The sequence below is a fragment of the Actinoplanes sp. NPDC020271 genome (assembly GCF_044388125.1).
Classification (GTDB): domain Bacteria; phylum Actinomycetota; class Actinomycetes; order Mycobacteriales; family Micromonosporaceae; genus Actinoplanes.
In genome coordinates this window covers 444,274-457,808 of record NZ_JBIRWQ010000003.1, presented here as the reverse complement: position 1 = coordinate 457,808, position 13,535 = coordinate 444,274, and the positions used below count along the sequence as shown (strand labels likewise).

Sequence of the window (13,535 nt, the reverse complement as noted above, 5' to 3'; positions counted from 1 at the left end):
TGCGCGAATGCCCAGCTTGAGTGAGGAGTGACGGCCATGTGGCGGGGTTTGATCGAGGCATACCGGGACCGGCTTCCGGTGACCGAGTCCACCCCGGTGGTCACGTTGCACGAGGGCAACACGCCGCTGGTGCCGGCGCCGGTGCTGTCGCAGCGGGTCGGGGCGGACGTCTACCTGAAGGTGGAGGGCGCCAACCCGACCGGCTCGTTCAAGGACCGGGGCATGACCATGGCCGTCTCCAAGGCGGTCGAGGAGGGCGCGAAGACGATCATCTGCGCGTCCACCGGCAACACCTCGGCGTCCGCCGCGGCGTATGCGGCCCGCGCCGGCATCGGCTGCGCGGTGCTGGTGCCGCAGGGCAAGATCGCGCTCGGCAAGCTCTCCCAGGCCCTGGTCCACGGCGCCAGGCTGCTGCAGGTCGAGGGGAACTTCGACGACTGCCTCGCGCTCGCCTCCAAGCTCTCCCAGGATTTCCCGGTCGCGCTGGTCAACTCGGTGAACATCTTCCGCCTGCACGGGCAGAAGACGGCCGCGTTCGAGATCGTCGAGGCGCTCGGCGACGCGCCCGACATCCACTGCCTCCCGGTCGGCAACGCCGGCAACATCTCGGCGTACTGGATGGGTTACCAGGAGGACAAGGAGGCCGGGAACAGCACGCAACTGCCGAAGATGTACGGCTTCCAGGCCTCCGGCGCCGCGCCGATCGTCAACGGCAAGGTGGTGGAGCAGCCGTCCACGATCGCGACGGCCATCCGCATCGGCAACCCGGCGAGCTGGACCAAGGCGCTGGACGCCCGGGACTCGTCGGGCGGGCTGATCTCCGCGGTGACCGATCGGGACATCCTCAACGCGTACCGTCTGCTCGCCCGTGAGGTCGGCGTCTTCGTCGAGCTGGGCAGCGCCGCGAGCGTCGCCGGTCTGCTCCAGCAGGCCGAGGCGGGCCAGATCCCGGCCGGCTCGCGGGTGGTCTGCACGGTCACCGGGCACGGCCTGAAGGACCCGGAGTGGGCCATCTCGACCGCGCCCTCGCCGACCGTGATCGCCAACGACGCCCTGGTCGCGGCGAAGGCGCTAGACCTCGCCTGACGGCGCTTCTTTCCTCTCGGCGATCCGCGTCGCCTCCCGCACGAGCAGGGCTGACGCCCGGGACACCACCGCGAGCTCCTCGGCTGTGAGCCGGCTGAGGAGCTCGCGCTGTTTTTTCACGCCCGCGGTGATGATGCCCTCGATGAGCTCAGTGCCCGCTTTCGTCAGGCCGATCCGGCGTATGCGCCGGTCGTTCAGGTCTTCCGTACGCGTGACCAGGTCCTGCACCACGAGCCGGTCGATCATGCCGCTCAGCGCGGCGGCGCCGACGCCCATCATGCGGGCCAGCGCACCGCCCGGCATCGCCCCCTGGCGGGAGAGCAGGACCAGGATTTTGAGCTGCGACATCGTCAGGTGCGATGCGAACAGCGGCTGGGACCGATCATCGGCAAACAACTGCTCCAGGCGGATGTGTGCGCCCATGATGTCTGCGATGAGCTGTTCTTTCTCGCTCAGCGACTGCTCCTCTGTGACGTGCTGATGGCCGTGATGAGTCCATCCGATGACGGACGCTATCAGGCGACCCCCATCGAAAACCATTTGTTCGCGTCAGGCAAACTATCAGTGTCGGACGAAATTATCTCGGGGGAGCGCCCATGTCAGCTCTGACACGGTTAAGCCTTGCCAATCGAGGTCTGGTCGCCCTGATCGCGATGGTGATCAGCGGCTTCGGCCTCTTTGCGATCCCGTCCTTGAAGCAGCAGCTGTTCCCGTCGATCGAGCTGCCCGCGGCGTTCGTCAGCGCGGTGCTGCCCGGCGCCTCGCCGGAGACGGTCGAGGAGCAGGTCACCAAGCCGATCGAGGACGCGGTCAAGGGCATCGACGGCATCGACTCGGTCACCTCGACCTCGAAGGAGAACGTGACGAGCGTCGTCGTCCTCTTCGAGTACGGGACGGACATCGAATCGGCCGTCAACCAGGTCACCACCTCGCTCAACCGGATCCAGTCGCAGCTTCCGGACGACGTCGACCCGCAGGTCTTCGCCGGCGGCACCGACGACATCCCGGCGATCGTGCTGGCCGCCTCCGGTGGCACGGACGAGAGCGACCTGTTCAACAAGCTGAACGAGACCGTCGTCCCGGAGCTGAACGGGATCACCGGGGTGCGTGACACCCAGGTCACCGGCGCCCGCAGCAAGCAGGTGGTGATCACGCCGAACCTGGCGAAGATGGGTGCCGCCGGCATCGCCCCGGCCTCGCTGACCACGCTGCTGCAGGCCAACGGCGTCTCGATCCCGGCCGGTGCGGTCACCGACGGCAGCAAGTCGCTGACCGTGCAGGTGGGCACCCCGATCACGACGGTCGAGCAGTTGCAGGACGTGTTCCTGACCGGCACCAAGGGCCCGGTGCGCCTGGGTGACGTCGCCGGCGTGGAGAGCAAGCTGCCGGCCGCGGAGTCGTACACGCGCACCGACGGCAAGGACAGCCTGGGCATCGCGGTCACCGCGCGGCCCGACGGCAACCCGGTGGAGATCTCGCACCAGGTCCGCGACATGCTGGCCGACCTGGAGAAGGACTCCGGCGCCCAGCTGACCGTGATCACCGACCAGGCGCCGTTCGTGGAGCGCTCGATCAAGAGCCTGACCACCGAGGGCCTGCTCGGCCTGGCGATGGCCGTCGTGGTCATCCTGATCTTCCTGCTCAGCGTCCGCTCGACGCTGGTCACCGCGGTCTCCATCCCGCTGTCGGTGCTGGTCGCGCTGATCGCCCTCTGGGTCGGCGACTACACGCTGAACCTGCTCACCCTCGGCGCGCTGACGATCGCGGTGGGCCGGGTGGTCGACGACTCGATCGTCGTCCTCGAGAACATCAAGAGACATCTGGAGTACGGCGAGGAGAAGTCCCACGCCATTCTCGCGGCCGTTCGCGAGGTGTCCGGCGCGGTCACCGCCTCCACGCTCACCACGGTTGCCGTCTTCGCCCCGATCGCCCTGGTCGGTGGCCTGATCGGGCAGATCTTCTCGTCGTTCGCGATCACCGTGACCGTCGCCCTGCTCGCGTCGCTGTTCGTGGCGCTGACCGTGGTTCCGGTCCTGGCGTACTGGTTCCTGCGCCCGCCAAAGGGCGGCGCCGCCGAGGCCGAGGCGATTCGCCTGGCGGCCGAGGAGAAGGAACTGCGCAACCCGCTGCAGCGCGGTTACCTGCCGGTCATCCGGTTCGCCACCACCCGCCGCTGGACCACGGTGCTGATCGGCATCGTGGTGCTGATCGGCACGTTCGCCCTCTCGACCCGTCTGGAGACGAACTTCCTGGACGAGTCCGGCCAGGACAGCATCACCGTCACCCAGGAGCTGCCGGTCGGCACCAGCCTGGCGGCCACCGACGAGGCGGCCAAGAAGGTCGAGGCGATCATCGCCGGCCGGGAGGACGTGAAGACGTACCAGGTGACCGTCGGCGGCAACTCGGCGAACCCGTTCGCCGGGGGTGGCGGCGCCGGCACCGCGACGTTCAACGTGGCGCTGGACGAGGACGCCGACGCGGAGAAGCTCTCCGACCAGCTGCGCGCGGAGTTCGGCAAGCTCACCGACGCCGGTGAGATCAAGATCGGTCAGGAGAGCTCGGGGCTGGGCAGCAGCCAGCTCTCGGTCGAGGTGACCGCCGCCGACAACGACGTCCTGGCCGGCGCGACCGACCAGGTCAAGACCGCGATGACCGGGATCGCCGGGGTCGCCGACGTGGACACCACGCTGGCCGCCAGCGTGCCGCGGCTCGACGTGATCGTGGACCGCAAGGCCGCCGCGGCCGCCGGGCTCACCGAGGCGCAGATCGGTCAGACCGTGGCCGGCACGTTCCGCTCGGCCCCGGCCGGTCACATCAGCATCGACGGCGCCGGTCAGGACGTGGTGATCTCGTTCGGCACGGCCCCGACCGACACCGCCGCGCTCAAGGCGCTGCCGCTGACCACCCCCAAGGGTGTCGTCCCGCTGAGCTCGGTCGCCGAGGTCAAGCAGGTCAACGGCCCGGAGCAGGTGACCCGGACGGACGGCAACCGCACCGCCACGGTCACCGGCTCGGTCACCGGCTCGAACCTCAGCCAGGTCAACAAGGACCTGACCGCCAAGCTGAAGGCGCTCGACCTGCCGGCCGGTGCCTCCTACACGGTCGGTGGCGTCAGCGCCGACCAGGCGGACGCGTTCAAGCAGCTCGGTCTGGCCGTGCTGGCCGCCATCGCGATCGTCTTCATCATCATGGTGGCGACGTTCCGCAGCATCGTGCAGCCGATCATCCTGCTGGTCTCGATCCCGTTCGCGGCGACCGGCGCGATCGGCCTGCTGCTGGCGACCGGCACCCCGCTCGGCGTGCCGGCCCTGATCGGCGTGCTGATGCTGGTCGGCATCGTGGTCACCAACGCGATCGTGCTGATGGACCTGATCAACCATTACCGGGCCGACGGCATGGGCGTGCAGGAGGCGGTGATCGAGGGTGGCCGGCACCGGCTGCGGCCGATCCTGATGACCGCGATCGCCACGATCTTCGCGCTCATCCCGATGGCGCTGGGCCTGACCGGCGAGGGTGGCTTCATCTCCCAGCCGCTGGCCATCGTGGTGATCGGTGGTCTGGTCAGCTCGACGCTGCTGACCCTGGTGCTGGTCCCGACGCTCTACACGATGGTGGAGACGCGGAAGGAGAAGCGCCGCGCGAAGCGGGAGCTGAAGCGGGCCCGCAAGCAGGGGCAGCCGGCCGAGGCCCCCGCGGAGGCCACCGAGCCGGTCACCGTTCCCGACGACGGCCCGGCGCCGGCCGAGTCGAACGGCGCGCTGCGCGGTTACACCGATCAGTTCGAGGTCCTGAAGATGCCGAAGGGGCCGGAGAAGCCCGCCTAGAAATGAGCGAGTGACAAGGAAACCGATGCCCGGCCCCGGCGGCCGGGCATCGGCCTTTCCCGGGTACGACTAGATTCCGGTACGTGCCACCAACGCTCACGGTCCTTACCGGCAATCGCGACTTCCGCCGTCTGTTCGCCGCTGAGCTGGTGGTTTTCGGTGCCGATTGGTTCGTCATGGTGCCGCTGCTGGTGTTGCTGCCGGAGTTGACCGGGCACGGTTTCTGGGGCGGTCTGGTGCTGGCCGTGGACACCGGGATCAACGCGCTGCTGCTGCCGTACACCGGGACCATCGCCGACCGCCTGGACCGCCGGAAGATCCTGATCGGTGCGAACCTCGCCTCGTTCGCCGCGGTGCTGGTGCTCTTCGCGGTCCGCTCGGCCGCCACCGCGCCGCTGGCCCTGGTCGCGATCGGGGCGATGGCCGTGGCGAAGGCGTTCTACCAGCCGGCCAGCTCGGCCGCGCTGCCGAACGTGGTGGACCCGGCCGACCTGCCGGCCGCGAACGCGATCGCCGGCTCGGCGTGGGGCACCATGACCGTGCTCGGCGCGTCGCTGGGCGGCGTGGTCAGCAACGCCTTCGGGCCGTACGCGTGTTTCACCGTCACCGCCGTCTGCCTGCTGACCGGCACCCTACTCACCGCCCTGGTCCGCCGCCCGTTGCAGGCCGGGCGCGAGTCCGTCGGCGAGCACCCCCGGCCGATGCAGGCGTTGCGGGAGGCGCTCGGCTACATCGGCGCCCGCCCGCGGATCCGCGCGCTGGTCACGGTCAAGTCCGCGGTCGGGCTCGGCAACGGTGTCCTGACCGTGTTCCCGCTGATCGCCGCGGCGCACGGGGCCGGTGCGCTCGGTGCCGGGCTGCTCTTCGCCGTCCGGGGGCTGGGCGCCCTGTTCGGCCCGTTCCTGATGCGCCCGGTGCTGACCCGCCGTTCGTGGCTGCTGCCCGGTCTGGCGCTGTCGATGGCGCTCTACGGCGCCGGTTACGTCGGGGTGGCGTTCAGCCCGTGGTTCCCGGTGGTGTTGCTGCTGGTCTTCGTCGCGCACTTCGCCGGCGGCACCAACTGGTTCCTCTCCAACTTCGTGCTGCAGGCCGAGGTGCCGGACCGCCTGCGGGGCCGGGTCTTCGCCACCGATCTGATGCTGGCCACGCTCTCCATCGCGATCAGCCAGCTCGGTGCGAGCGCGATCGTCGACCGCGTCGACCAGAGCGTCGTGCTGATCGCCTGCGGCCTGGTCACTCTGGTCTACGCGGCCGGCTGGTGGCTCGCCGTACGGCGGCTGAGTCCACAGAGTGACCGCGACGACGATCCGGAGATGATCAAGCCCTAGCATGTGGCGATGGGCCTGACCTTCGTCACCGATCCGGTTTCCGTCAGCACCCCGGCGACCAGCGCGAATCTGGGCCCGGGCTTCGACGCGCTGGGCCTCGCGCTGACCCTGCACGACGACCTCACCGCGTGGGTGACCGACGGCGGTTTCTCCGTCGAGGTGAGCGGCCAGGGCGCCGGTGAGCTGCCGGGCAACGAGGAGCACCTGGTCGTCCGGGCCATGCTGCGCACCTTCGACGAGTTCGGCGAGCGCCCGCCCGGCCTGGCCGTGCGCTGCGTCAACCGCATTCCGCAGGCCCGCGGCCTGGGCAGTTCCTCGGCGGCGATCGTGGGCGGCGTCCAGTTGGCCCGCGGCCTGGTCCGGGGCGGGCTCGACCTGATCGACGACGAGGCCGCGCTGCGCATCGCCGCGAAGATCGAGGGCCACCCCGACAACGTGGCGCCGTGCCTGCTCGGCGGCTTCACCGTGGCCTGGACGGAGGGGACCGGCGCGCGGGCCGTGCGGCTGGACCCGGCCGAGGGCGTACGCCCGACGGTTTTCGTCCCGGACGAGCGGGGGTATACGGCGACCGCGCGCGCCGCCCTGCCGTCCGAGGTGCCGCACCGGGACGCCGCGTTCAACGCGGGTCGATCCGCCCTGCTCACGCACGCCCTCACGAGTGATCCGTCGCTGCTGTTCCCGGCCACCGAGGACCGGCTGCACCAGGGTTACCGGTCGCCGGGCATGCCGGGCACCGCGTCCCTGGTGGCGGCGCTGCGATCGGTCGGCGTGGCCGCCGTGGTCAGCGGCGCGGGCCCGACCGTTCTGGCATTGACCGAGGTCCCGGGCGATTTCCACCCGGGCGCGCACTGGCACGGCGAAGTGCTGGGCGTGGACGGCGCCGGTGCTGTTGTGAAAGGGGGTATGGTGGAACACGCCGAGCGGGGTCCTGTTGCCGCAGGTCGCAAGAGTTGATTACGCTCTAGACCTAGCACAGCCGCGAAGCAAGCGATCTCTGCGGTTCGGCGCACCCCCGAGATTTCTGGGCCGTCCAGGCTCGTCTCACTTCTCATCAAGGCATACGCCGGGCAGCAAGCCATAGATCGTTGCACTCGCCGAGACCTACCCGTCAAGGTATGACGGGCAGGGAAACCGTCGAGCTGCCGTGCAGTAAGAAAACCCCGCGCCGCTGCTGCGAAGCGGGTTCCGAGGGCACCCGGCCCAGGCTGCAGTTCCGGGTTAACTCGGGCTTTTCCGACGGAAGGAATCCATTGAGCGACACCACCGACGTGACGTCGGGTGTTTCTGACGTCGCTGACGGCGCCGGCACCACCGCGACCGCCACGAAGCGCCGCCGCGGCGGCACCGGGCTGTCCGCGATGCTGCTGCCCGAGTTGCAGAGCCTCGCCGCCTCCCTGGGCATCTCCGGCACCGCCCGGATGCGCAAGGGTGAGCTGATCACCGCGATCTCCGAGCGGCAGAGCGGTGGCTCGTCCGCCGCCGAGCCGGCGCCGCGCCCGCGGAGCGAGGCCGTCGCCCCGGCCCAGCCGGCCCCGGCCCAGGCCGCGCCCGCTCAGCAGGCTCCGGCCGAGACGCCGCGCACCGCAGCCGCCGCCCCGGTCGAGACCACTGCGGCCCCCGAGGCGGCCCCGGCCGCGGAGCGCCCGTCCCGGCGCAGCCGCGAGCGGGCCGCCCGTGAGTCGACGCCCCGTGAGACCGCCCCGGCGCAGGCCGAGGCCACCCCCGCCGTGGCCGAGCCCGCGGCCGTGACCACGGCCGCCCCGGCCGCCGACACCACCGAGCGCACCGAGCGCCCGGAGCGCGGCGAGCGCAGCCGTGACCGTCAGCGCAACCAGCGCGACGGCGAGCGGACCGAGCGCGGCGAGCGGACCGAGCGCAGCGACCGCAGTGACCGGACCGAGCGCAGTGACCGGACCGAGCGCAGTGACCGGACCGAGCGCAGTGACCGGACCGAGCGCAGTGACCGGACCGAGCGCAGTGACCGGACCGAGCGTCCCGAGCGCGGGGAGCGCCCGGAGCGTGGCGAGCGGACCGACCGCAACGACCGGGTCCAGCGCGACAACGACCGGTCCGGCGACCGGGGCCCGCGTGTCGACCAGGGTCACGACGACGACGACAGCGACGGCGAGGGTGGCCGGCGGAGCCGGCGGAGCCGTTTCCGGGACCGCCGCCGTGGCCGGGACCGCGACGACAACCCCCGCGAGGACAACCGTCGTGACGGCGGTGGCCGCGAGCCGCACGTCGCCGACGACGAGGTGCTCGTCCCGGTCGCGGGCATCCTCGACGTGCTGGACAACTACGCGTTCGTCCGCACCACCGGTTACCTCTCCGGGCCGAACGACGTCTACGTGTCGATGTCGCAGGTCAAGAAGTACGGGCTGCGCCGCGGTGACGCGGTCACCGGCGCCGTGCGCTCGGCCCCGCGTGACGGCGACGGGCAGCGGCGGGACAAGTACAACCCGCTGGTCCGCCTGGACACCATCAACGGCATGGAGCCGGACGAGGCCCGCCGGCGTCCCGAGTTCTACAAGCTGACGCCGCTCTACCCGCAGGAGCGCCTGCGGCTGGAGACCGAGCCGCACATCCTCACCACGCGCATCATCGACCTGGTGATGCCGATCGGTAAGGGCCAGCGCGCGCTCATCGTCTCCCCGCCGAAGGCCGGTAAGACGATGGTCCTGCAGGCCCTGGCCAACGCGATCACCCGCAACAACCCCGAGTGCCACCTGATGGTCGTGCTCGTGGACGAGCGGCCCGAAGAGGTCACGGACATGCAGCGCACGGTGAAGGGCGAGGTCATCGCGGCCACGTTCGACCGTCCGCCGCAGGACCACACCACGGTCGCCGAGCTCGCCATCGAGCGGGCGAAGCGGCTGGTCGAGCTGGGCCACGACGTGGTCGTGCTGCTCGACTCGGTGACGCGTCTGGGCCGGTCGTACAACCTGGCCGCGCCGGCTTCCGGTCGCATCATGTCGGGTGGTATCGACTCGACGGCGCTCTACCCGCCGAAGCGCTTCCTCGGCGCCGCGCGCAACATCGAGAACGGTGGCTCGCTCACCATTCTCGCGACCGCGCTGGTCGAGACCGGGTCGATGATGGACACGGTCATCTTCGAGGAGTTCAAGGGCACCGGTAACGCCGAGCTCAAGCTGGACCGGAAGATCGCCGACAAGCGGGTCTTCCCGGCCGTGGACGTCTCCGCCTCCAGCACCCGTAAGGAAGAGATCCTGCTGGGCAAGGAGGAGCTGGCGATCATCCACAAGCTCCGCAAGGTGCTCAGCTCGCTGGAGTCCGGCGCCGCTCTGGACCTGCTGATGGACCGGCTCAAGCAGACCCGGACCAACATCGAGTTCCTGATGCAGATCGCCAAGTCCACGCCTGGCGAGTAAACGTACAAACACGACGAGCCCCACCCGATCGGGTGGGGCTCGTCGTGTTTATCGCACACGTTGTCTGATTCGCCCCGTACGGGGTCGTGCGAACCTCCGGTATCCCATCCCTCGATTCTCCGGAGGCCTTCGATGCTCGTGCCCGGCTACCGGGACCATCCGACCGAGCCCTGGGATCCGGACGCGCCCGCCGACCCGGCCGAGGCCGAGGACTTCCTGCGGCAGTGCTACACCGAGAACCCGCGGCTCGGGCCGGTCGAGCCACGACTGGCGATCGTGCGCGCACAGATCGCCGCCACCGGAACCTACGTGCACACCACCGACGAGCTGACCCACGGCGCGCGGATGGCGTGGCGCAACGCGAGCCGCTGCATCGGCCGGCTCTACTGGCGCAGCCTGCTGGTGCTGGACCGCCGCCGGGCCCGGACCGCCGACGAGATCTTCTCGCTCCTCGTGCAGCACCTGCGGACCGCCGGGGACGGGCAGATCCGGCCGGTGATCAGCGTCTTCGCGCCGGCCGCGCCCGGGCAGCCGTACGCCCGGGTGTGGAATGAGCAGTTGATCCGCTATGCCGGGTACCGAGCCGAGGACGGGGAGACCGTCGGCGACCCGCGGCTGCGGGAGTTCACCACCGCCGTGCGCGCGTTCGGCTGGCAGGGCAAAGGCGAGGCGTTCGACGTCTTGCCGCTGGTCATCGAGACCCCGGCGGACGGGATCCGCCTCTACGAGCTGCCCGAACGCGCCATCCGGGAGGTGCCGATCACGCACCCCGAACACCCCTGGTTCACCGAACTCGGCCTGCGCTGGCATGCCGTCCCGGCGATCTCCAACATGCGGCTCACCATCGGTGGCGTGCACTACCCGCTCGCCCCGTTCAACGGCTGGTACCTCGGCACCGAGATCGGCGCCCGCAACTTCGCCGACACCGACCGTTACGACCTGTTGCCGGTCATCGCCGCACGACTCGGCCTCGACACCACCCGCGAGTCGTCCCTCTGGCGCGACCGCGCCCTGCTCGAACTCAACCTCGCCGTCCTGCACAGCTTCGAACAGGCCGGCGTCAAGATGAGCGACCATCACACGGAGTCACGGCGCTTCCTCAAGCACCTCGACAACGAACACCGCGCCGGCCGCCCGGTTCCGGCCGATTGGACGTGGATCGTCCCGCCGATGTCCGGCGGCATCACCCCGGTCTTCCACCGCTACTACGAGGAGCTGGACCTGCGCCCCGCCTTCTACCTCGACGAGGACGCGGCGATGCTGGCCAGTGAGGGCATGCGCCGTTGTCCCCACCGGAACTGAAAGATCAGGATCAAATTCTTCATGTCCGATCTCCGCTGTGGTCCCGATCGTCGCTCCCGCGGGGACCCTTCCGGGCTGAGCAGGGGCGCGGGGCGCCCCTGAACGCTCAGCCCGGAAGGGCGACGTCCGTGGGTGGTCCCGCTCAGAAAAACCCGCTACGTGATCTCCACCACGCCCCAGCCGCGCCCCGGACAAGAGGCCCCGACGCGAGCCGGTCCCGCTGCGCCCGAGCCGCGTGTGGGTGACACCGACGCGAGCCGGTCCCGGGTCGGGAGAACCGGCCGGCACCGGGATCGCGGCCGCGGCCCGGCGCGGGACGAAGCTCGCGGAGGGCGGGCCGCGGGGCTGGGTGTGATCTCGGGCGGCTCACGACGTACGCGCAAATGGTGTGCGGTGTGGGGGAGCTGAGCCGGCGGCTAGGCGAACTCGTTGACGGCGAAGTCGTCGCGGTGGCGCCAGGCGGCATCGGTCCGGACGTGGTCGGGCCGGACCCATTTGAGCAGCTTGAGCGGGAACTCGGCGGCCGGGATGCGCCCGGCCGCGCGGACCACGAACCCCTCCGAGGTGTCCGGGGAGCGCCGCAGCGACCACGCGGCCCGCGCCTCGGAGAGGCTGCCGCCGCGGTAGAGGACCGGGACGACCGGCAGCTCCAGGCGGCGCGCCCAGTCGACCGTGTCGTCCCAGCCCAGCAGCGTGTCCGTCTCGTCCCAGATGCCGAAGACCAGGAACACGCCGGGCAGATCCGTGTACGCGACGCTGCGGCGCGCCCACATCGACTCGCCGCAGACCCGCCACTCGTCCGGGATCTTGTACGCCGTCATCGCCCACAACGCCTTCGCCGGCCGATCCCACGGCTGAGTGCCGGAGTCGACCGAGCGCGCATACATCGCGTCGCGGGTGAAGGTGAGGTTCCCGCCGTCCATCTTCTCGGTCACCACGAGCTCACCGTCCAGCCACGACAGATCCGTCTGGATCCGATCGTCACCGGACGCACCAGGTGAATCGGGCAAGTGGAACGTACGCGGATACTTCCGCACCTCAGAAGTCTCCCTCCGCCACCTGGAACACCGTCAGGCCGAGCGCACGCCACATACGTACCACCTGCGCCCGGTCGTCGAACACCCCGACGACCCGCCACCGGTCCCGGATCTCGGTGTCGAAGATCTCGCGTTTGACCACCGAGTCCTTGCGGCTGTCACCCTCCGGGCGCATGAACAGAGCCTCGTACGGCACGTCCACGAACAGCTCGAGCCACGCCTGCGTCTCGGCCCGGCACACCTCGTCACGCCCGGTGCAGAAGACGATCGCGTGACCGGCCGCGTGCATCGCCCGGACCGCCGCGATGACCGACGGGTTCGGCTCGTCCTCGCCGACACGGCTCCAGTCGTACGGGCCGCGGCCGGCCATCAGCGCGACCGTCCCGTCGATGTCCACCAGCACGACCGGCGGCAACTCCGGATCCGGGTCGTAGGACAGTCCCGGGCCGCCCGGGTCGACGTACGGCACCGGCAGCGGCACGTTGCGCCCGGCCAGGAAACGCTCGTGCATCCGGCGGATCGCGCCCGCACCGACCCGGTCGTCCTCCGGCCGGGCGGCGTCCCGCCGGAGACACTCCGCCAGCGGGACCTCGGTGAAGTCGTGCACCTCGAACGACGCGCCGTAGCGGACGGCCAGCTCGGCCCACTCCCGTACGGTCCGGGACCGCAGGTTGGTGTCGTCGACGATCACGCTCGCCCGGGCCCGCAGCAGCGCCTCCACCGCGGCCCGCTGCGCGTGCGTGACCTGCGCCTCGGCGTGCTGGGTGAACAGGCGCTGCCCGTGCAGCATCCGCCGCAGGTCGTCCCGGTTGACCCGGACCACACCCGGCTGCAGCTTGCGGGCGAACGTGGTCTTCCCGGACGCGGGCAGACCCCGCGTGATCAGCAGTCGTGTCATTCCCCGGCTCCTCGTACGGCCACGTCCACCGGCGGACGGGCCCGCTGCCACAGGCCGGGCCGGTAGTCGTGCCCGTCCAGACGCTGGAACAACTCACCCCGGTGCGGGCTGCGCACCGCGGCGAGCGCGAACTTCTTGCGCCCCCACCCCGCCGGCAGGCCCGCGACCAGCTCGTCGTAGGCCGCCTCGACCGCCGCGGCGCGCGAGTCGACCTCGGTCGTCAGCCGCTCGGCGACGCCCCGGGCCCACACGTGGAACTCGTCCGGCAGCGGCTCCAGCAGTACGTCCCGGCTCCCGCCGGTGGCGAGGACCGCCCAGACGGTACGCGCGACGATCCGGCCGCCGGAAGAGACGATCAACCCGCGGTACGCGGGCGTGACCGGCGACCAGGCGCCGCTGTACCGGCGCGCCTCGGTGCAGTGGTAGATCGTGAACGGCAGCCGGGGGTGACGCTGCGTCCGGATCAGGCCGGTGCCGACCGCTTCGGTCAGTTCGACCGGATCGAGGACGTCGTGGAGCAGCGTCATGGACGGGCTCCTTCGTGAGCGGGAATTACCGGAGGGGCGCTCACGTTACGAAGACCGAAACCAGTTGCACCTCCGGATTTCCGGCAGCTACCGAGATCTGGCAGACTGGTACATCGGCCAGTAGAGGGTTCCGGTTCCCGTCCT

The 13,535-nt window shown here is 70.5% G+C and carries 10 protein-coding genes; 6 read left to right on the top strand and 4 right to left on the bottom strand.

From position 1 onward, the window contains the following. Positions 1 to 36 precede the first annotated feature (36 nt). The gene (gene thrC / locus ACH442_RS09390; RefSeq protein WP_396337446.1) at positions 37 to 1,086 is read left to right on the top strand and encodes a threonine synthase; all 1,050 of its coding nucleotides are present in this window, start codon (positions 37 to 39) and stop codon (positions 1,084 to 1,086) included. Here thrC and ACH442_RS09385 read toward each other — a convergent pair. Continuing rightward, positions 1,072 to 1,626, bottom strand: a complete 555-nt coding sequence (locus ACH442_RS09385) for a MarR family transcriptional regulator (RefSeq protein WP_396337445.1) — start codon at positions 1,624 to 1,626, stop codon at positions 1,072 to 1,074. The genes thrC and ACH442_RS09385 overlap by 15 nt on opposite strands. Before the next feature lie 56 nt (positions 1,627 to 1,682). Between ACH442_RS09385 and ACH442_RS09380 the strand changes: the two genes are divergently transcribed. The 5 genes from ACH442_RS09380 to ACH442_RS09360 all read left to right on the top strand — a co-directional run bounded on the left by ACH442_RS09380 (position 1,683) and on the right by ACH442_RS09360 (position 10,929). Next, positions 1,683 to 4,910, top strand: coding sequence for an efflux RND transporter permease subunit (locus ACH442_RS09380; protein ID WP_396337444.1), 3,228 nt, complete (start codon positions 1,683 to 1,685; stop codon positions 4,908 to 4,910). Between the two features lie 83 nt (positions 4,911 to 4,993). Further along, complete coding sequence (locus ACH442_RS09375) at positions 4,994 to 6,238, top strand: MFS transporter (protein ID WP_396337443.1); 1,245 nt, start codon at positions 4,994 to 4,996, stop codon at positions 6,236 to 6,238. Between the two features lie 9 nt (positions 6,239 to 6,247). Continuing rightward, on the top strand, positions 6,248 to 7,192 hold the full coding sequence (gene thrB / locus ACH442_RS09370) for a homoserine kinase (protein WP_396337442.1): 945 nt from the start codon (positions 6,248 to 6,250) through the stop codon (positions 7,190 to 7,192). Between the two features lie 296 nt (positions 7,193 to 7,488). Next, positions 7,489 to 9,627 carry a transcription termination factor Rho gene (gene rho / locus ACH442_RS09365; protein ID WP_396337441.1) on the top strand — a complete coding sequence of 713 codons (2,139 nt, stop codon included), beginning with the start codon at positions 7,489 to 7,491 and terminating at the stop codon, positions 9,625 to 9,627. 132 nt (positions 9,628 to 9,759) lie between these two features. Continuing rightward, the gene (locus ACH442_RS09360; RefSeq protein WP_396337440.1) at positions 9,760 to 10,929 is read left to right on the top strand and encodes a nitric oxide synthase oxygenase; all 1,170 of its coding nucleotides are present in this window, start codon (positions 9,760 to 9,762) and stop codon (positions 10,927 to 10,929) included. Between the two features lie 416 nt (positions 10,930 to 11,345). Here ACH442_RS09360 and ACH442_RS09355 read toward each other — a convergent pair whose 3' ends face one another. The 3 genes from ACH442_RS09355 to ACH442_RS09345 are packed head-to-tail and all read right to left on the bottom strand — an operon-like array spanning position 11,346 to position 13,391. Next, positions 11,346 to 11,939 carry an RNA ligase family protein gene (locus tag ACH442_RS09355; RefSeq protein WP_396337439.1) on the bottom strand — a complete coding sequence of 198 codons (594 nt, stop codon included), beginning with the start codon at positions 11,937 to 11,939 and terminating at the stop codon, positions 11,346 to 11,348. Between the two features lie 28 nt (positions 11,940 to 11,967). Next, positions 11,968 to 12,864 (bottom strand): AAA family ATPase, encoded by an 897-nt coding sequence (locus ACH442_RS09350; RefSeq protein ID WP_396337438.1) that lies wholly within the window; start codon positions 12,862 to 12,864, stop codon positions 11,968 to 11,970. Then, positions 12,861 to 13,391 carry a hypothetical protein gene (locus ACH442_RS09345; RefSeq protein ID WP_396337437.1) on the bottom strand — a complete coding sequence of 177 codons (531 nt, stop codon included), beginning with the start codon at positions 13,389 to 13,391 and terminating at the stop codon, positions 12,861 to 12,863. Before ACH442_RS09345 ends, ACH442_RS09350 begins: the two co-directional genes overlap by 4 nt. Positions 13,392 to 13,535 lie beyond the last annotated feature (144 nt).

Excerpts from the sequence above, each read along its gene's own strand:
- thrC (WP_396337446.1), top strand. The coding sequence starts at position 37 with ATGTGGCGGGGTTTGATCGAGGCATACCGGGACCGGCTTCCGGTGACC.
- ACH442_RS09385 (WP_396337445.1), bottom strand. The coding sequence starts at position 1,626 with ATGGTTTTCGATGGGGGTCGCCTGATAGCGTCCGTCATCGGATGGACT.
- ACH442_RS09380 (WP_396337444.1), top strand. The coding sequence starts at position 1,683 with ATGTCAGCTCTGACACGGTTAAGCCTTGCCAATCGAGGTCTGGTCGCC.
- thrB (WP_396337442.1), top strand. The coding sequence starts at position 6,248 with ATGGGCCTGACCTTCGTCACCGATCCGGTTTCCGTCAGCACCCCGGCG.
- ACH442_RS09360 (WP_396337440.1), top strand. The coding sequence starts at position 9,760 with ATGCTCGTGCCCGGCTACCGGGACCATCCGACCGAGCCCTGGGATCCG.
- ACH442_RS09350 (WP_396337438.1), bottom strand. The coding sequence starts at position 12,864 with ATGACACGACTGCTGATCACGCGGGGTCTGCCCGCGTCCGGGAAGACC.
- ACH442_RS09345 (WP_396337437.1), bottom strand. The coding sequence starts at position 13,391 with ATGACGCTGCTCCACGACGTCCTCGATCCGGTCGAACTGACCGAAGCG.